This window comes from Catellatospora sp. NPDC049133, from assembly GCF_040648455.1.
Taxonomy (GTDB): Bacteria; Actinomycetota; Actinomycetes; order Mycobacteriales; family Micromonosporaceae; genus Catellatospora; species Catellatospora aurea.
In genome coordinates this window covers 63,458-81,591 of sequence record NZ_JBEZDT010000026.1, presented here as the reverse complement: position 1 = coordinate 81,591, position 18,134 = coordinate 63,458, and the positions used below count along the sequence as shown (strand labels likewise).

The following is an 18,134-nucleotide window of genomic DNA, read 5'->3' as shown; positions in this document are numbered from 1 at the left end:
GTGCCAGGCAAGTCCGGTGATTGAGGGCACCGGTGCGGCGGTCAGCAGCCGCAGGTGTAGTACAGGATGTCCCAGTGGTTGCCCTCGTCGGTGTAGAGGTTGCCCGCGCCGGAGCGGTACTGGTAGCCCCAGCCGGAGATGTAGCCGACGTAGGTGAAGTTGTTCTTGATGTAGTTGCCGATGCAGGTGTACTTGCTGATGTCGAGCTTGTAGCCGTTCCAGTGGCTGTACGTGCCGGAGGAGTGGCCGGCCTCGGTGCCCGCGGTGATGTTGATGGCGCAGCCGCTGGCGCTCTTCAGCGTCTTGATGCCGGTGATCGTCACCTGGCGGACGTTGGTGAACGAGGTGCACGTGGAGTTGTTGCGGTCGCTGCAGTTGCCGCTGGACGACCAGGTGATCCCGACGGCGCGCAGCTGGGCGGCGGCCTCGGAGTGGGTGAGGTACGTCGCGGCGTGCGCGGGGCTGGCGAAGGCCAGCACGGACGCGATGACGCCGGCCGCGACCACGGTGAGGGCCCGGGGTACGAAGCGGGACATGGGGGTGCTCCTGGGGGTGTTGGAGGTAAATGCCGTCCGCTGCGCAGCGATGGGAAGATTTTTACCACACATAGAAGAGTGACGCTAGATGGCAAAGTGTCACACTGGTCGTCGTGATCCGGTGTGGACGGCGACACCCGCACTCGTCCGATCGGGCCATTCACCTAGCAGCCTAGGACGCGCTGCAGGCGGTGCCGGGCTCCACGAAGCCACGGCGGCGGTCAGGCGGTCCGCGCCCGCATCGACCGGTCCAGGTCGCGCATCCGGGCGGTGACCAGGTCGACGACGACACGGCTGGCGGGGGACAGCTCGCCCTCGCGGTGCACCACGGCGAACGTCTCGTACATCGCCGGGCGCAGCGGGGCCCAGCCGAGTCCGGCGGGCAGCCGGTCGCCGAGACCATGCAGCACGCCGCGCCAGGTGACGGTGTCGGCCAGCCCGCGGGCCGCGATCTCCAGCGCCGTCTCGGTGTCCTCCACCTCGATCCGCGGGCGCAGCGGGTGGCCGGTGCGCTGCACCGCCTGGGCGAGCTGGCGGCGGGTGGTGTCGGTCTCGCGCCAGCTCGCGTCGGGCAGCACCAGCTGGGCCGCGGCCAGGTCGGCGGGGGTGATCCGGGCGTGCAGCCGGGCCGGGTCGGCGCTGACGTACACCAGCTCGTCGCGCAGCACCGGGGTGACGACCATGTTCTCGTCCTCGACCGGCAGCGCGATCACCGCCGCCTCCAGCCGGCCCTTGCGCAGGTGCTCCAGGACCTCGGCCGAGTTCTGCCCGACCAGTTCGACCCGCACCCCCGGGTGCCGCTGCAGCACGTCGGCGACCAGGTCGGCGGTGAGGTAGAACCGGGCGGTGCGAAACAGCCCGAAGCGCACTGTGCCGGTCAGCAGTTCGCGCACCGAGGCGACGGCGCGTCCCGCCTCGGCGACGGCGGCCAGCGCCGCGGAGGCGTGCGGTTGCAGGGCGCGGGCGGCCTCCGTCGGCACCAGCCCGCGCCCGACCCGCCGGAACAGGGTCGTGTCGAGTTGCTGCTCCAGCAGCCGGACCTGCTCGGAGATCGACGGCTGGGCGTAGCCGAGCACGCCCGCGGCGGCGGTGAACGACCCGTGCTCCAGGGTGGCCAGGAAGCAGCGGAGCTGATGCAGGGACAGCACGATTGAGGCCTCGGATGATCTATAGGAATTTCCTGTGGACAACGCTGGAAACCAAGGCTACCTCGATGGCTGAATGCGACCTACCGTTCTGTTCCATGACCACCACCGTCTCCGCACCCGCACCCGCGAGCACGCCGCGAGCCCGCTCGGCCCGCCGTGGCGCCGTCCTGGTGCTCGTCTCCGCGACCGGGTTCGGCATGTCGGCGGTGTTCGCCAAGCAGGCGTACGCGGCCGGATTCAACGTGCCGACCATGCTGTCCGGCCGGTTCGCGCTCGCCGCCGTGCTGCTGTGGGCCGTGGTGGCGTGGCGGCGCGCGCCGCTGCCCCGGGGACGGGCCCTGGCCGTCTGCGTCGGGCTGGGCGCGCTCGGTTACGCGCTGCAGGCGGGCTTCTACTTCGGGGCGCTGGCCCAGATCGACGCCTCGCTGACCGCGCTGCTGCTGTACGCGTACCCCGCGCTGGTGACCGTGCTCGCGATCACGCTGCGCCGGGAACGCCCGGACCGCCGCCGGCTGGCCGCGCTGGGCTGCTCGGCCGTGGGCATGCTGCTGATGCTCGGCGCGGGCGGGGTCGGCGGCGCGGCCGCCACCGGGGGAGTGCTGCTGGCGCTGGGCGCCGCGGTGGCGTACGCCCTCTATCTGACCGTCTCCGCCGGCCTGCCCGCCGGCCTGGACATCTTCGCGGTGACCGCGGTGGTGTGCACGTCCGCCGCGGTCAGCATGGTGGCCGCGGGCCTGGCCACCGGCAGCCTGCACGCGCCGGGGCATGCCTCGGGCTGGCTGTGGATCGGGCTGCTGGCCGTGGTGTCCACCGTCGTGCCGATCGCGGGCATGTTCGTCGGGGTACGCGACGTCGGCGCGTCCGCCGCCGCGATCCTGTCCTGCGCCGAGCCCGCAGTCACGGTGGCCACCACCGCCCTGGTCTACGGCGAGCGGCTGACCCCGGTGCAGGCCGCCGGCGGGCTGGCGGTGCTGGCGTCGGTCGCCGTGCTCCAGCTGCGCCGCCGGTCGGCGGCCGCGACCGCCGCGGCGGTATCCTGCGACGTCCCCTCGCCGACCGCCGGAGATGAGCACGTTCGTGAGACGCCTCGCCCCCCTCGCCGTCGTGGCGGCGCTGCTCGCTGGGGGCTGCGCTCCCTCCGCCCCGGCGGCGTGGGTTCCCGCCCCGTCGGCTCCGGCCGCCCCGTCCGCGTCGAGCGCCCCGTCACCCGCGGCGGCGCTCACCCCGGCGCAGAAGTTGACCGCGGTCCTCGTCACCGACGAGGTGCTGGCGGCTGAGCTCACCGAGTCCGGCACGGACCTGGAGCGCGCGTACGACGGTGAGCGCGCGCCGGGTTTCCCGGCCGGCACCGTCACCGCCTGCGGGACCCGGCCGGTGTCCGCGGCCAAGGACGCCAAGCAGGTCAAGGCGCACGTGCGGGCCTGGGTCGTCAACGGCACGGTGCTCACGCAGGAGGTGCACGTGCTGCCCCGGCAGCGGGCCGAGGACGTGGTCGCCAAGGCGGCGAGCATGCTGAAGGGCTGTGCGAGCTACGCCGACCACGGCGACAGCTACCGCCGTACCGCGAGTAACAAGATCAAGCTCCCTGCCGAGATGAAGGGGGCAGCCGCCTGCTTCGCGGTCTCCGGATCGGTCAACTGCTACGCCTACCTGGGGCGCGGCGGCGTGGTGACCACGGTGTCGAGCATGGGCGCGGACCAGCGGACCGCCGAGTGGTGGCTGGAACGGATCATGACGGCTGCCGAGCGCCGGCTGGAAGCGCTGCCCGCCTGATCCGACGCTTCCCGGGCGGTTGCGACATCGTGCGCGGCCTGGCACAAGCAGGTCAGCGTCTGCCCGCGCGACCTGTCTTGGCCCTGCTGCCTCCCGCACCGCCGCTAGACGCACGACGGCCCCGACCACCCGCAGGTGGCCGGGGCCGCGGCGTTAGTAAGGTGCCCTTCCACAACGCAGAGCGATGTGAGGGTGCCCTTCCTTTCCTAGACCAGGAAGTTGGCGAAGGCCCAGGGCTCGGAGTCGTCGCCGGTCTTCGGGCGGAAGTTGGCGAACGGCTCGTAGTAGGAGCTGCGGGGGGTCCAGTCGGTGTGGACCGACGGGACCGGGCCCAGGTAGGGGTTGGCGACGTCGAGGACGGCCTCGGGGTCGAGGTCGTCGGGGACGCACAGGCCCCGGTTCGGGTTGTTGACCATCCAGTAGACCGCGCCGAGGACCGAGGCGGCGACCTGCAGGGTGGTGGCGTTCTGGTGCGGGACCAGGGCGCGCGACTCGTCGATGCCGAGCTGCGAGCCGACCCACCAGCCGTTGAGTTCGTGGCCGAGCAGGAGCACGCCCAGTTCGTCGATGCCGCTGATGATCTCGTCGTTCATGATGCGCTGGTCGGTCTGCAGCGTGTAGCCGTTCATCTGGCACTCGTGCAGGCTGTTCAGCGCGGCGTCGGACGGCTGGTACGCGTAGTGCACGGTGGGGCGGTAGACCGCCTTGCCGTCCTCCCACACGGTCAGGTGGTCGCTGATGGTGAACGCCTCGCCGTGGCGCACGACCATGCCGATGATGGGGCCGCCCAGCGGCACCCAGGAGCGGACCTTGGTGGTGATGCCGGTCTGGGCGAGGCAGATCTGGTTCTGCGGCCCCGACTCGTGGGTGTACGCGTTGTCGGGCAGCGTGGGCTCGTGGGTGCCCCAGCCCATCTCGGCGGGCGCGATGCCCTCCTCGTAGAAGCCCTCGACGGACCAGGTGTTGACGAACTCGCCGACCTGCTTGGGCTTGTCGCTGACCTGGGTGTCGCGCTCGGAGATGTGGATCACCTTGGTGCCGGTGAGCATGCCCAGCGCCGCGAAGTCGCGGCCGGCCAGGGCCTCTTCGAGCTTGGCCTTGCGGGCCGGGTCGAGCGGCTTGGGCAGGCGCTCGGGCTCCTTGAGCATCGCGGTGGCGATGTCCATCAGGGCGATCTTGGCCCAGTGGCTGACCAGGCCGGGGTTCGCGCCGTGCTCGACGATCGCGGTGGGGCCGTCCTTCTTCCAGCCCTTGGCCCGCTCGCGCAGCTTCATGTGCCGGGCGTACAGCGTGCGCGACTGCGGGGTCGCGTTGAGCTGGTCGGCGTACGGGTCCCACTCCTCGACCGAGGTGTCGACGTAGAGGGTGCCGTGGCGCTGGCACCAGTCGATGATCACGCCGGTGTCGATGTTCCACGCCAGGTTGATCAGGACGTCGCCCTCGCCGACGTACTCGGCGAGCTTGGTCTCGATGTTCTCCGGGGTGATGCGCTCACGCACGTAGGTCGCGCCGGCGGCGGTGACCTCCGCGGCGGTGTGGGCGAGGTCCTCGAAGTCCATCACGGTCAGGCGCGTGAAGTCCATGTCGACGTGGCGCAGCAGCAGGGGCTGCAGGCACTGCGACACCGAGCCGCTGCCGAGCAGGAGGATGCGGCCGCCGAAGGCCAGCTTGGGGATCGTCGTCACGCGTTGTCTCCGATACAAAACGTTGCTAAAGGTGCAAAACCGTTGAATCCAACGGAAGAATACGTGGTGGTGTAGGCGCCGGTGCCGAGGATGTCGACGTAATCGCCGGGCTCCAGGTCCAGCGGCAGCCGGTAGGGCGCCTTCTCGTAGAGGATGTCGACGCTGTCGCAGGTCGGCCCGGCGAGCACGACCGGGCCGGTCGGCTCCCCGTCGCGGGAGGTGACCAGGCGGTACTGGATCGCCTCGCCCTCCGTCTCGGCCAGCCCGCCGAAGCGCCCGATGTCCAGGTAGACCCATCGGTGGTCGTCGTCGTAGGACTTCTGGGACACGAGCACGACCTGTGCCCGCAGCACTCCCGTGTCGGCCGCGATGAAGCGGCCGGGTTCGATCGCCAGCGTCGGCCGGTACGGGCCGAAGTGCCGCTCGACCGCCGAGTTGATCGCCTCGGCGTACGCCTCGATCGGCTCGACCGGCACCTGGTATCCCGCGGGGAAGCCGCCGCCGCAGTTCAGCAGCGTCAGGTGGATGCCGTGCTCGGCCACCTCGCGGAAGACCTGGGCGGCCTGCGCGATGCTGGGATCCCAGCGGGTGGGGTCGAGCTGCTGCGAGCCGACGTGGAACGACACCCCGATCGGCCGCAGGCCGAGTTCTCGGGCCTGGACCAGCAGCGACACCGCCATGTCCGGGGAGCACCCGAACTTGCGGCTCAACGGCCACTGCGCGCCCGCGCTGCCGGCCAGCAGGCGGCAGAACACCGCGGAGCCGGGGGCGTTCTCGGCGAGTTTGCGCAGCTCCGCTTCGCTGTCGAAGACGAACATGCGGACACCGCGATCGTAGGCGTAGCGGATGTCCGACGCCTTCTTGATCGTGTTGCCGTACGACAGTCTGCTCGGATCGGCGCCTTCGGAGAGGCAGAGATCGATCTCGGCGGGGCTCGCCACGTCGAACGAGGAGCCGAGCTGGGCGAGTTGCCTGATCAGCTTCGGCTGGGGGTTGGCCTTCACCGCGTAGAAGGCGGTCGTCTCGCGGAAGGCGCCGGTCAGGCGGCGGAACTGCTGCGCCGCGACCTTCAGATCAATGACCAGGTAGGGAGTCTCGCGCTGGTCGGAGTCGAGGAAGTCCTGGATCTCGCGGTTTCCTGCCGCGATCATGGTGACCAGGGTCTTGCCGTTGGTCATCGCCATCGTCTCGCTAATCCTCCAGTGAAAATGGTGAATGCGGCCCGTTTGGTGGCCGACGGTGGAGTCTAGGGCCAAATGGTGAACGGACCCCCATGGGGATGCCACGACGCACTGTGTTCATGCTCATACCCCGAGTGGGTGACGGCCGGCCCGGGACGTGCTCCGGGCCCCACCTACGGCGCCGAACAGCGCAGGTGGGGCCCGGTTGATCGATCAGGGTCAGGAAACCGTGATCTTGACGTCGTCCACGCCGGCCTCGACGAGGCTCGCCGTGGAGGTGTCGGCGGCGGAGATCAGGATCCGCACCGACTGGCCGGCGTACGCCGAGATGTTCCAGGTGCCCGACGCCCACGAGCCGTTGCGGTTGCTGGCCGCGCCCGCCTGGGTGAACAGCGTCGTGGTGCCGCCGCTGTGCACGATGGACACCCGGAAGTAGTCGGCGCTGGAGGAGTTCGAGCCGTGCGCCAGGTACCAGTTCAGCGACAGGTTGATCGTTCCGCTGCTCGGCAGGGTCACCGCCGGGGAGCGCACGCTGCTCACGCCGCCGTCGAGGTCGTAGTCACCCGCGGCGGTGCCGGCCAGTCGTCCGGTGACCAGGTCGTTGGTCCCCGAGACGGTGGTGCCGAGCTGCTTGGCGCCGCTGGAGTTGGTGTCGGCCGGGTCGCCGCGCTCCCAGGCGCCGGTGGTGGCGGTGTCGGTGGCGTTCGGGTTGGTGGTCCAGCCGGTCGCCGTCTCGAACGTGTCGGTCCACACCGTGGTGGCCGGGGTGCCGGTGGCCAGCGTCCACAGGGCGTACGCCGCGGCGTCGCCGGCCCGGTTCAGGATCGTGTCGTTGATGTTCGAGGGGTACGTGTCGCAGGACGAGTGGTAGCAGGGGTCGTAGTCCCCGGTGGTGCCGCCCCACTTGGTGACCTGCGAGGAGGTCTTGTTGGCGCTCGCGCCGGCCGCCACGCCCGAGGTCTGGATGCCGACCGCGTTGAACGAGGCGTCGTCGGAGCGGCCCGCGCCCTCGACGTTCTCCTCCGGGTTCAGGCCCGGGAAGTTCGTGTCGTAGTACGCCTTCAGGACCTGCCCGATGCTGGAGGTGATCCGGTTGATGAAGTAGCCGCCGTTGGTCGAGCCGACCATGTCGAAGTTGAAGTAGCCCTTGATCTTGGTGCGCTCCGCCGACGGCAGGCTGTTGGCGTAGAACTCCGAGCCGTTGAGGCCCTGCTCCTCGTCGGTCCAGAAGCCGAACCGCACGTGGTTGAGCATCGACGGGTTGGTCGCCGCCAGGGTCAGCGCGATCTCCAGCACGGTCGAGGAGCCCGACGCGTTGTCGTTGATGCCGGGGCCCGCCGCGACGCCGTCGAGGTGCGCGCCGAACATGTAGACGTTGTTGGCGTCGCCGCCCGGCCAGTCCGCGATCACGTTCGGGCCGGCCCCGCTGGTGCAGCCGGAGGTGCAGTTCTGCTTGACCACGGAGAAGCCCGCCGCGACCAGCTTGTTGTAGACGTAGTTCACCGACGCCGTGTAGCCCGCGGTGTTCGAGCGGCGGTTGCCGCCGTTGCTGCTGGCGATGGTCTGGAACTGCTGCAGGTGCGCCTTCACGTTGGTCAGCGAGATGTCCGGCGCGGCCAGGGCGAGTGCCGCGGCCCGCGCGGCGACGGGCGCCGGGGCGGCGGTGGCGGCCGTGGGCGCGGCCAGCGCGGTGCCCGCCAGGGCGAGCGCGAGCAGGGCGCGTGTTGCTGCGTAGGGTCGCAAGGGCTGACTCCTCAGGGGATCACGGGGTGTGCCGGGGGTTACCGGCAGGCGCAGACTAGCCATCGAACTGATTAATGCGAATAGATGGACGTACCGGTTAACCGTTCCGTGACCTGTGGTCCGCGCCGCGCTTAACGATCGTTCGGTTACCCTGGACCGGGCATGATCGTCATGGCGGAGGGGCGTGCGATGGCCGAGCCGGTCCTGACCTACCGGGGCGCGGTGTACCCGTGGCACTGCGACCACATGGGGCACATGAACGTCATGTGGTACGTCGGCAAGTTCGACGAGGCGACGTGGAACCTGTTCAGCACGCTGGGCCTCACCCCGGACTACCTCCGGTCGGCCTCGCGCGGCATGGTCGCGGTGGAGCAGCACATCGTGTACCAACGCGAAGTCTTCGCCGGCGACACGGTCACCGTGCACTCTGAGCTGCTGGAAGTTCGCGAGAAGGTGATCCGGTTCCGGCACGCGATGACCAACGCGTCCGGCGAGACCGCCGCGGTCACCACGCTGACCGGGGTGCACCTGGACACCGCGCACCGCCGCTCGTGCCCCATGCCCGCCGAGATCCTCGCCGCTGCCCGCGAACTGCTGCCCGCCGAGGGCGCGTGACCGGGGCGGTCAGGTCAGCGCGCGCGGCCCGCGCCGCCGGCCGGGTCACCGCCCTGGCCGCCGAGCAGCCGGTCAGGTGTGCCAGCGGGTGCGGGCGTCGGCCACGACGTCGGTGACGAGGCTGAGCGAGGCGAGGCCGTCGGCGGCGGTGAACGGCTCGTCGCCGCCGGCGCGCGAGCGCACCACCCGTTCGCACAGGTCCGACCACTGCGGTAGCACATCGGCGGTGTGCCGCGCCCCGCCCGTCTTGGTCGTCACCTCGCCGGTGGCCAGCGTGTGGTGCAGCCGGCCCGGCCCGGTCACCGCCCACAGCACCGGGTCGGGCGGGATCGCCAGGTCCGGTGGCAGCGCCGCGAACTGCGGGGTGGCCTGCTCGGCGAAGCCCGCCCAGTAGCCGGACAGGTTGTCCAGCAGCCACCGGCGCAGCACGTCGGAGTCGAGCGCCACCTCCGGCCGCTCGCCCAGGATCGGCAGGCCGTGGCGGGCCACTTCGAGCCAGGTCACCGGGTTGAGCTGCCCGCCGGCCTTCGCCGGCTGGAAGTCGCCCGCCAGGATCTGCGGCGCGGTGTCGCCGTCGACCGGGGCAGCGGCCAGCTGCGCGCGGGTCAGGTAGATGCCGTCGTAGTCCGGGCCGGGCATCGCATCAGGCAGCGACAGGTGCACCTTGCCCAGCGCGGCCAGCTCGGCGGCGGTCGGCTCCCGTTCCATCACCGCCACGAAGTCGATGTCACTGCGGCCCGGCCAGTAGTCGCCCAGCGGCACGGACCCGGTGACGAACAGCCCTGTCACCAGCCCCCGCACCCGCTCGTCGAGCGCCCGTACGTGCGCGGCGGTCACCCACAGTTCCTCAAGCACCCGCCGAGTATGCCCGCCCTCGTCCGCCCGCCGCCCCGACCGCCCATGATCGTCCGACTTGCCTGGCACTCGTGCGTATCTTGAAGGCCCATTCCCGCAGGTGCCAGGCAAGTCGAGTGACCTTGGCGGGGTCGGCGACCGCGCCCAGGTCCGGGTGGGGGTGACGGGAGCGGTGCGGCCGCCTACGCTGTCGCGAATGGCGGATGGCGAGCGTCGATCGGTGCGCCGGTTCTCCCGGCTGCTCAGCCCGGCCGGGCTGGTGCTGGCGGGCCTGCTGTTCCTGGCCCCGTTCCTGACCGTGTCCTGCGACGCCCCCGGCGGCTACGGGCGGGCCGCGCCGGGCGGAACGACCACGTACACCGGCTGGGACCTGGCCACCGGCGGCACCCCCGACGTCACCGCGGACAAGCTGCTGCCACCCGAGCAGCGGCACAGCGACGTGCTCGCCCCGCAGCCGCTGGCCGGCACGGTGCTGGTGCTGCTGGTGATCGGCGTGCTCGTCACGATCGGCGTCGGCCGGGCGCGTACCCGCCGGGGTGTGGTCGCCGCACTCGCCGCGATCGCGGCGCTGTTCCTGCTGGTAAACCAGGCCACGGTGCGGGTGCTGGTGGAGGAGCGGCTGCGCGAGCAGCTCACCGGGCCGCTGCCGGACGGCAGGCAGATCGGCGACTTCGTACACGACCAGGGCGGGTTCGGGCTCGCGCTGTTGGCGCTGGTGCTGGTGGCGCTGGGCAACCTGGCGGGCTGGGTGCGCCTGCTGCGCGCCCCCGGTGGCGTGATCGCCGAGTCCGCCGAACCCGGCAGCCCGGCCCCGACGGCGCCGCTGCCGGAGGCCTGAGCGCCGAGACCTGCTCGGGGCCTGCTCCGCGACAGCCTGCGCGTAGAGGGCTAACGCTCGTTCAGTCGATGCGGCAGGATGTGGGGATGGCCGCCACCCACGAGGTCTTCAACCAGGCGCCGCCACTTGCCGGGCACGACGTCGCCGCCGACCCGGCGCTGCTGGCCGCGACGGCCCGCGAAGGCGCGGCCTGGCACCTCGACGACCTGCGCCGGCTCGGCCGGCTCGCGGGCACCGAGCAGGCCCAGCGCTGGGGCGACGAGGCCAACCGGCACACCCCGGTGCTGCGCACCCACGACCGGTACGGCAACCGCGTCGACGAGGTCGACTTCCACCCGTCGTGGCACGAGCTGATGCGCGTCGCCGTCGGCGAAGGCCTCGCCGGCGGGCCGTGGGCCGACCCGCGGCCGGGCGCGCACGTGGCCCGCGCCGCCGGGCTGCTGGTGTGGAGCGTCGTCGAACAGGGCCACACCTGCCCGATCTCGATGACGTACGCCGCCGTGCCCGCGCTGCGCCACCAGCCCGACCTCGCCGCGCGCTTCGAACCGCTGCTGACCGGCCGGGTGTACGACCCGGGCCTGCGCGCGCCGGAAGCCAAGGCCGGGCTGCTCGCCGGCATGGGCATGACCGAGAAGCAGGGCGGCTCGGACGTGCGCACGAACACCACCACCGCCACCCCCGCCGGGGACGGCACGTGGCTGCTGCGCGGGCACAAGTGGTTCACCAGCGCGCCCATGAACGACCTGTTCCTCGTGCTGGCCCAGGCCCCCGGCGGCCTGTCCTGCTTCCTCGTGCCGCGCGTGCTGCCCGACGGCACCCGCAACACCTTCCGCATCCAGCGGCTCAAGGACAAGCTCGGCAACCGCAGCAACGCCAGCGGCGAACCCGAGTTCGACGACACCGTCGCCTGGCTCGTCGGCGACCAGGGCAGGGGCGTGGCCGTCATCATCGAGATGGTGTCGCTGACCCGGCTCGACTCCAGCCTCGGCTCGGCCGCCGGGATGCGGGCCGCGCTTTTGCAGGCCGTGCACCACGCCCGGCACCGGCACGCGTTCGGCGGCCCGCTGCTGGACAAGCCGCTGATGCGCAACGTGCTGGCCGACCTGGCGATCGAGTCCGAGGCCGCCACGACGCTGGTGCTGCGGGTGGCGGGCGCGGTCGACCGGGCCGCCCGCGGCGACCGCGGCGAGCAGGAGTTCGCCCGGCTGGCCACCGCGCTGGCCAAGTACTGGGTGTGCAAGCGGCAGCCGGCGATGGTCGCCGAGGCCCTGGAATGCCTGGGCGGCAACGGCTACACCGAGGACTCCGGCATGCCGAGGCTGTATCGCGAGGCGCCGCTGAACGGGATCTGGGAGGGCTCCGGCAACGTCAACGCCCTCGACGTGCTGCGGGCGCTGGCCCGGGAGCCGCAGAGCCTCGCCGCGTACGAGCAGGAGATCGCGCCCGGCCTGGGCGGCGACACCCGGCTCGATCAGGCCTGGCAGGAGCTGCGCAAGGAGCTCGCCGACCCGGCCGACGCCGAGCTGCGAGCCCGGCGGACCGTCGAGCGCATGGCGCTGGTGCTGCAGGGTTCACTGCTGGTCCGGCACGCGCCCGCCGCGGTCGCGGACGCGTTCTGCGCCTCCCGGCTGGCCGGTGACCGGGGCCTCGCCTTCGGCACCCTGCCGGCCGGGCTCGACCTGGCGGCGATCCTGGACCGGGTGCCGCCGGCCGGACCGTGAAGCCGGGGTCAGGCGGCTCCGACGAGCAGGGCCACGACCCCGCCGAGGACCACGAATCCGTGCGCGGTCAGCAGCGGCGCGGTCAGCAGGACCTCCCCGTGCGCGGTGCTGTAGACACCCCTGTTGCCCTGCGGCAGCCGAGCGCGGTCCTCGGTGGGCAGGGCGAACTCGGCGAACAGCGCCTCCGCGCGGCGGCGGTGCGTCTCGACCTCCGACCGGACCACCATCACCACCGCGACGCCCAGCACGCCCAGCAGCACCAGGATCACACCCGCCAGGGCGCTCGCGCCGTCGGCCGCGGACCGCAGCCGTGACGGCGCGGCGGCCTCGGCGACCACCAGCAGCCCGCACAGCGTGACCGCCGTGGCCAGGCAGGCGGCGCTCCAGGTCACGGCAAGGCGCAGGCGGTGGCGGATCTGCTCCCGCTCCTCCTGCCAGAGGCGCAGATTCAGCTCGTACTCCACGGCGGGCGCTCCCTCGTCACTCGGTGAAGCGCCACGGTAGCGGCTCGCCCGCAGGCGCGCTGCCCGCTCCGCGCAGGCCTCCGGTCAGGACGCGACGCCGACCGTGGTGGCGCTGGTCAGGCCGAACATGCCGAACATCAGCGCGCCCATCACGCACCAGACCACGAAGAATGCCAGGAACAAGCCGGTCAGCACCCAGCCGACGATGACTCCGGCGTTGGCCAGTTCGATGCCGCGCTCGCCGGAGGCGGCGATCTGCTTCTTCGCCTGGTTGCCGAAGTAGATGCCCAGCGGGGGCAGGACGAAGATGCCGAGCACCAGCGACAGGATCGCGTAGGTGTTGTACGGCGGCTGCGGCGGGTAGTACGGGTACGGCGGTTGCTGCGGTGGCGGAACCTTCGCCTGCTGGTCGTCGCTCATGGTGGCCCTCCTCGGTGTCTGCCCTGGAGGCTAGGCCACGCACGCCACCGGCCGTCGTGGCAGCACGACGGCCGGTGGGCGTCAAGAAGGCGCCCTTCCTCTACGCATAGCGTTGAGCAGGTGCCCTTCCTCCGGTCAGGGCAGGGACTGCCAGTCGTGCTGGTAGCCCTGGTAGAGCCAGGTGCGGGTCGTGCCGGTGCGGCGGGCCACCCAGGCGACGCTGTTGCGGCCGCTGGTGACCAGCATGGTCGTGCCGCCGGCGGGGGACGGGACGGCGCTGTACTCGCCGCTGGCGCCCACCTGGGTCTGGCTGCCGAACGGATCGGTGACCAGGGCCGACATGGTGTGGATGTAGCTGATCTGCGGATCGGCCTCGTAGCGAGGCCGGGTCTGCTGGGTCCACAGGATGCGCGAGGAGTCCGCGGTGAACGCGGGGATGGTGGCGAAACCGTCCAGCGACGCGCCGCCGCCGCCGAACGCGGCCACCCAGACCTCGGTCCAGGTGGTGAGGTCGATCATGCCGAGGCAGTCGTCGAAGATCGCGAAGCACTCGCCGTTCGGGTAGGCGATGTAACGGCCGTCCGGCGACCAGGCGACCGCCAGCGAATCCTTGGCGGCGTGCCAGGTGGTCGGCGCGGCAGCCGCGACGACGCCCTGGCTCTTCTTCGGCAGCCGGTCGGCGATCCGCTGCGCGGCCGGGCTCAGTGGCGCGTCCACCTTCACCTTCTGCACCGTGGCCGACGCCTTGGCCGACTCCGAGGCCGGGCCGAAGTAGGCGATGAAGACCGTCGGCGCGAAGGTCCCCTGGGCGTACGCCAGGCGGTTGCCGTCGGGCGACCACGCCGCGGCGCCCACGACGGCCCCGGACGTGATCTGCTGCGTGGCGTGGAAGGCGTGGTCGTAGGTGGAGTAGGAGCCGACCCACAGGTTGCCGTCCTTGAGGATGGCCATGCCCTCGGAGTACGGCCGCCAGCGCGGCCACTCGTAGCCGCCGCCCGTGGTGGCCTGCCAGACGGTCCCGCCCGGCTCGGCGACGAACAGGTTGCCGCCGCGGATGAAGGCGACGTTGCCCGGTGTGCCCGGAGCGACGGCCGCGGCCGGTGACACCGGCATCAGCGTCGCGGCGGCCACCAGGCACAGCCCGACTGCCAACTTGCGCATTCTTCCCATAGCTTCCCCTGACTATTGGAACGGAACGTGTGGCGATCCTATGAATTAAGTCGGCATCGGACTGTCCCGAACACGATTCGTGTTCTGTATCGGACAGACAGTGGCCATCACGGAGTCGGGGCCTGACGGGTCGAAAGGACCCCGGCCGTGGAATGATCGGCTGATGGCCCGCCCACCGCAGATCTTCGCCGCGTCCGGACTGCTGCGCCTGCCACCGGGTGCCGCACCGCGCAAGCGCAGCCTGCTGATGGAGCACGCGGTCTCGCTGACCGGGGTGCGCCGGGCCCGGATCTGCTACGTGCCGACGGCCGTCGGGGATGATCCCGCCGCGATCGCCGCGTTCGGCCAGGCCTTCGGCGACACGGGACACACGGTCACCCACCTGCGGCTGTTCCCGCAGCCCAACCACGCCGACGTGCGGGCGCACCTGCTGGCGCAGGACCTGATCTGGGTGAGCGGCGGCAGCGTGGTCAACCTGCTGGCGGTGTGGCGAGCCCACCGGCTCGACGCGGTCATGCGCGAGGCGTGGGAGGCCGGGGTGGTGCTCGGCGGCGGCAGCGCGGGCAGCATCTGCTGGCACGTGGGCGGCAGCACCGACTCGTTCTCCGACGACCTCGACCCGGTCACCGACGCGCTGGCGTTCCTGCCGTACAGCAACGGCGTGCACCACGACTTCCCCGACCAGCCCCGCCGCGCCCGATTCCACGAGTACGTCGGCAGCGGCCTGCTGCCCGCCGGCTACGCCACCGACGACGGCACCGGCCTGCACTACGTCGGCACCGCACTGGTCGAGGCCGTCACCAGCGCCGAGGGCGCCGACGCGTACCGCGTCGAGGCCGACGCCGCGGGCGTGGTGAGCGAGCGCCCGCTGGGGGCGCGCCTGCTGTCCTGACCCCGGTGCGGCGTACGCCCAGGGATTGAAAGGAATTTCAGCCGGCCTGCGGAGCAGGGTCGGCGGGTCAAACGCATGCCATAGATATTTGCGGCTCTTTACATGCCCGAAATCTGTTGCTAGCTTTCAGAAACTTTCAATCGCCTTGCGCAAGAACGGTGTCCGCTTCCACCGAGGATGAACCGGCCTCCGTCGATGCCGCACGGCCCCGTGTGAGGAGTTGTCGTGAGCGCTCGACGTCGTGCTCGCGCCCGGTGGGGAGCAATGCTGCTCGCCCTGACCGGTCTCGTCGCGAGCCTGATCCCGCTGCTGACGCTGCCCGCGTCGGCCGCCAACACGGTCACCGTGTTCTACCGGCCCAGCACCGCCTGGACCACCGTCAACATCCACTACGCGCCCGACGGTGGGTCGTGGACGGCGGTGCCGGGCGTGGCCATGGACGCGGCCTGCACCGGGTGGCGCAAGAAGACCATCGACCTGGGCACGGCGACGGGTCTGCAGGTCGTGTTCAACAACGGCTCCGGCACCTGGGACAACAACAACGGGGCCAACTACAGCCTGGGCACCGGCAACGTGACCGTGTCCGGCGGGGTGAAGGGCACCGGCGACCCGTGTGCCACTGCCTCACCGTCGCCCACCCCGTCGTCGTCCGGCAACAACGTCACGGTGTTCTACCAGCCGAACACCGCCTGGACCACCGTCAACATCCACTATGCGCCGACGGGTGGGGCGTGGACGGCGGTGCCGGGGGTGGCCATGGACGCCGCCTGCACCGGGTGGCGCAAGAAGACCATCAGCCTGGGCAGTGCGACCGGCTTGCAGGTGGTGTTCAACAACGGCTCCGGCACCTGGGACAACAACAGCGGGGCCAACTACAGCCTGGGCACCGGCAACGTGACCGTGTCCGGCGGGGTGAAGGGCACCGGCGACCCGTGCGCGACCACCTCACCGTCGCCGTCCAGCTCGCCCCCGGCCTCGCCGTCACCGACGCCGTCCACGTCACCGAGCACGCCACCGCCGACGACCACCGGCACCATGCTCGGCGGCGACCCGCGCAAGGACGCCATCTACTTCGTGATGACCGCCCGCTTCTACGACGGCGACGCGGCCAACAACCGCGGCGGCAGCCAGCACACCAAGTCCGGCAACGCCGCCAACAACGACCCGATGTTCCGCGGCGACTTCTCCGGGCTCATCGCCAAGCTCGACTACATCAAGGGCCTGGGCTTCTCCGCCATCTGGATCACGCCGGTGGTGCTCAACCGCTCCGACTACGACTACCACGGCTACCACGGCTACGACTTCTTCCGGATCGACGCCCGGCTGGAGTCGCCCGGTGCGAGCTACCAGAACCTCATCGACACCGCGCACGCCAAGGGCCTGAAGATCTACCAGGACGTGGTGTACAACCACAGCTCCCGCTGGGGCGCCAAGGGCCTGTTCACGCCGACCGTGTACGGCGTGCGCGACAGCCAGTGGAGCTGGTACTACGACGTGCCCAACCCGTCGTTCACCTACGACGGCCTGTCCGTGGAACCGAACTCAGGCAAGAGCTACTACACCGGCGACCTGTGGTCGACGCCCGAACCGGCGGGCAACACCTGCCGCAACTGGGGCACCTTCAGCGGCTTCTACAGCGCCGAGGGCTACAAGGTGTACAACTGCCAGTGGCCGAGCCCGACCAGTGGCATGTTCCCGAGCAACCTGTACCACCAGTGCTGGATCGGCAACTGGGAGGGCGAGGACGCGCGCAGCTGCTGGCTGCACGAGGACCTGGCCGACTTCAACACCGAGAACCCGGCGGTGCAGCAGTATCTGATCGACGCGTACAACCGGTTCATCGACATGGGCGTGGACGGGTTCCGCATCGACACCGCGGTGCACATCCCACGCGTGACCTGGAACCGGCGCCTCCTGCCCGCCCTGGAGCAGAAGCTGATCAGCAAGTACGGCGCCGCGAAGGCCAAGGACTTCTACGTCTTCGGCGAGGTCGCCGCGTTCGTCAACGACAAGTGGAACCGGGGCTCGGTCAACCACTCCGCCCAGTTCTTCACCTGGAAGGAGCGGGCCACCTACAGCGCCGACGACGTGACCGCCGCTCGCGAGCAGTTCGACTACGAGAACAACCTCGGCACCGGCAACCAGCCCACCAGCACCAACGCGTTCCTGCAGGGCAACGTCTACCACGCGCCCGACCGCACGCGGTTCTCCGGCATGAACATCATCGACATGCGCATGCACATGAACTTCGGCGACGCGCCCAACGCCTTCAACAACGGCAAGGACAGCGACGACAGCGTCAACGACGCCACCTACAACGTGGTGTACGTCGACTCGCACGACTACGGCCCGAACAAGTCCAGCACCCGCTACGCCGGGGGCACCGACGCCTGGGCCGAGAACATGTCGCTGATGTGGACGTTCCGCGGCGTGCCCACGCTGTACTACGGCTCGGAGATCGAGTTCCAGGCCGGCAAGCAGATCGACTGCGGGCCGAGCTGCCCGCTGGCGAACACCGGCCGGGCCTACTACGGCGCGAACGTCGAGGGCAGCGTCACCGCCCCCGACTTCGGCGTGGTCTCCTCGGCGTCCGGCGCGGTCGCGACGACCCTGAACAAGCCACTGGTCAAGCACCTGCAGCGGCTCAACCAGATCCGCCGGGCGGTGCCCGCGCTGCAGATGGGCCAGTACTCCACCGAGGGCGTGTCCGGCCAGATGGCCTACAAGCGCCGCTACACCGGCGGCGCGGTGGACAGCTTCGCGCTGGTGACCGTCTCCGGCAGCGCCACCTTCACCGGCATCCCCAACGGCGTCTACACCGACGCCGTCACCGGCACGTCGATCACCGTCACCAACGGCGCCCTGACCGCCACCGCCTCCGGCAAGGGCAACCTGCGCGTGTACGTCCTTTCCCTGCCCGGCAACCCCGCCCCCGGCAAGATCGGCGCCGACACCGCCTACCTCCACCCCTGAGAAAGGAAGGGCACCTTCACATCGCCACGTGTTGTAGAAGGTGCCCTTCCCAACGTCGTCCGTATCGCTGCCTGCGGTGGTGCGGACACGCGGGCGGCCGCGCGCCGCGTAAACTGTACG

The 18,134-nt window shown here is 70.9% G+C and carries 16 protein-coding genes; 7 read left to right on the top strand and 9 right to left on the bottom strand.

Annotated features, from left to right (window positions below; all coding sequences use genetic code 11):
* Positions 1-41: 41 nt before the first annotated feature.
* Both AB0B35_RS27410 and AB0B35_RS27405 read right to left on the bottom strand, forming a co-directional pair.
* Positions 42-536: a hypothetical protein gene (locus AB0B35_RS27410; RefSeq protein WP_361050300.1), complete on the bottom strand. Its 495-nt coding sequence runs from the start codon at positions 534-536 to the stop codon at positions 42-44.
* Positions 537-757: 221 nt separating this feature from the next.
* Positions 758-1,684, bottom strand: a complete 927-nt coding sequence (locus AB0B35_RS27405) for a LysR family transcriptional regulator (protein WP_361050297.1) — start codon at positions 1,682-1,684, stop codon at positions 758-760.
* A 95-nt stretch (positions 1,685-1,779) separates the two neighbouring features.
* Here AB0B35_RS27405 and AB0B35_RS27400 point away from each other — a divergent pair, with 95 nt between their 5' ends.
* Both AB0B35_RS27400 and AB0B35_RS27395 read left to right on the top strand, forming a co-directional pair.
* Positions 1,780-2,961, top strand: a complete 1,182-nt coding sequence (locus AB0B35_RS27400; protein ID WP_361050294.1) for a DMT family transporter — start codon at positions 1,780-1,782, stop codon at positions 2,959-2,961.
* On the top strand, positions 2,921-3,457 hold the full coding sequence (locus AB0B35_RS27395; RefSeq protein WP_361050292.1) for a hypothetical protein: 537 nt from the start codon (positions 2,921-2,923) through the stop codon (positions 3,455-3,457). The genes AB0B35_RS27400 and AB0B35_RS27395 overlap by 41 nt, the downstream gene beginning before the upstream one ends.
* Positions 3,458-3,663: 206 nt before the next feature.
* Here the strand turns inward: AB0B35_RS27395 and AB0B35_RS27390 are convergent, their stop codons facing one another.
* The 3 genes from AB0B35_RS27390 to AB0B35_RS27380 all read right to left on the bottom strand — a co-directional run bounded on the left by AB0B35_RS27390 (position 3,664) and on the right by AB0B35_RS27380 (position 8,066).
* Complete coding sequence (locus AB0B35_RS27390) at positions 3,664-5,142, bottom strand: saccharopine dehydrogenase NADP-binding domain-containing protein (protein WP_361050289.1); 1,479 nt, start codon at positions 5,140-5,142, stop codon at positions 3,664-3,666.
* Entirely contained in the window at positions 5,139-6,326 is a 1,188-nt protein-coding gene (locus AB0B35_RS27385; protein WP_361050286.1) for a type III PLP-dependent enzyme, read from the bottom strand. The genes AB0B35_RS27390 and AB0B35_RS27385 overlap by 4 nt, the downstream gene beginning before the upstream one ends.
* A gap of 216 nt (positions 6,327-6,542) precedes the next feature.
* Positions 6,543-8,066, bottom strand: coding sequence for a M28 family peptidase (locus AB0B35_RS27380; protein WP_361050283.1), 1,524 nt, complete (start codon positions 8,064-8,066; stop codon positions 6,543-6,545).
* Positions 8,067-8,255: 189 nt separating this feature from the next.
* Here AB0B35_RS27380 and AB0B35_RS27375 point away from each other — a divergent pair, with 189 nt between their 5' ends.
* Positions 8,256-8,681: a thioesterase family protein gene (locus AB0B35_RS27375; RefSeq protein ID WP_361050280.1), complete on the top strand. Its 426-nt coding sequence runs from the start codon at positions 8,256-8,258 to the stop codon at positions 8,679-8,681.
* A gap of 72 nt (positions 8,682-8,753) precedes the next feature.
* Here AB0B35_RS27375 and AB0B35_RS27370 read toward each other — a convergent pair whose 3' ends face one another.
* Positions 8,754-9,536 carry a nucleotidyltransferase domain-containing protein gene (locus tag AB0B35_RS27370; RefSeq protein WP_361050277.1) on the bottom strand — a complete coding sequence of 261 codons (783 nt, stop codon included), beginning with the start codon at positions 9,534-9,536 and terminating at the stop codon, positions 8,754-8,756.
* A gap of 196 nt (positions 9,537-9,732) precedes the next feature.
* On the opposite strand from AB0B35_RS27370, the gene AB0B35_RS27365 reads away from it, so the two are divergent.
* Entirely contained in the window at positions 9,733-10,374 is a 642-nt protein-coding gene (locus AB0B35_RS27365) for a hypothetical protein (protein ID WP_361050274.1), read from the top strand.
* Positions 10,375-10,460: 86 nt separating this feature from the next.
* Positions 10,461-12,095, top strand: a complete 1,635-nt coding sequence (locus AB0B35_RS27360; RefSeq protein ID WP_361050271.1) for an acyl-CoA dehydrogenase family protein — start codon at positions 10,461-10,463, stop codon at positions 12,093-12,095.
* An 8-nt stretch (positions 12,096-12,103) separates the two neighbouring features.
* Here AB0B35_RS27360 and AB0B35_RS27355 read toward each other — a convergent pair whose 3' ends face one another.
* The 3 genes from AB0B35_RS27355 to AB0B35_RS27345 form a co-directional block, all read right to left on the bottom strand.
* On the bottom strand, positions 12,104-12,559 hold the full coding sequence (locus tag AB0B35_RS27355; protein WP_361050268.1) for a hypothetical protein: 456 nt from the start codon (positions 12,557-12,559) through the stop codon (positions 12,104-12,106).
* Between the two features lie 84 nt (positions 12,560-12,643).
* Positions 12,644-12,979, bottom strand: coding sequence for a DUF4190 domain-containing protein (locus AB0B35_RS27350; protein WP_361050266.1), 336 nt, complete (start codon positions 12,977-12,979; stop codon positions 12,644-12,646).
* A 135-nt stretch (positions 12,980-13,114) separates the two neighbouring features.
* Positions 13,115-14,140: a hypothetical protein gene (locus tag AB0B35_RS27345; RefSeq protein WP_361050263.1), complete on the bottom strand. Its 1,026-nt coding sequence runs from the start codon at positions 14,138-14,140 to the stop codon at positions 13,115-13,117.
* A gap of 172 nt (positions 14,141-14,312) precedes the next feature.
* Between AB0B35_RS27345 and AB0B35_RS27340 the strand changes: the two genes are divergently transcribed.
* Complete coding sequence (locus AB0B35_RS27340; RefSeq protein ID WP_361050262.1) at positions 14,313-15,041, top strand: peptidase E; 729 nt, start codon at positions 14,313-14,315, stop codon at positions 15,039-15,041.
* A gap of 225 nt (positions 15,042-15,266) precedes the next feature.
* Entirely contained in the window at positions 15,267-18,014 is a 2,748-nt protein-coding gene (locus tag AB0B35_RS27335) for a carbohydrate binding domain-containing protein (protein WP_361050259.1), read from the top strand.
* Positions 18,015-18,134: the final 120 nt, after the last annotated feature.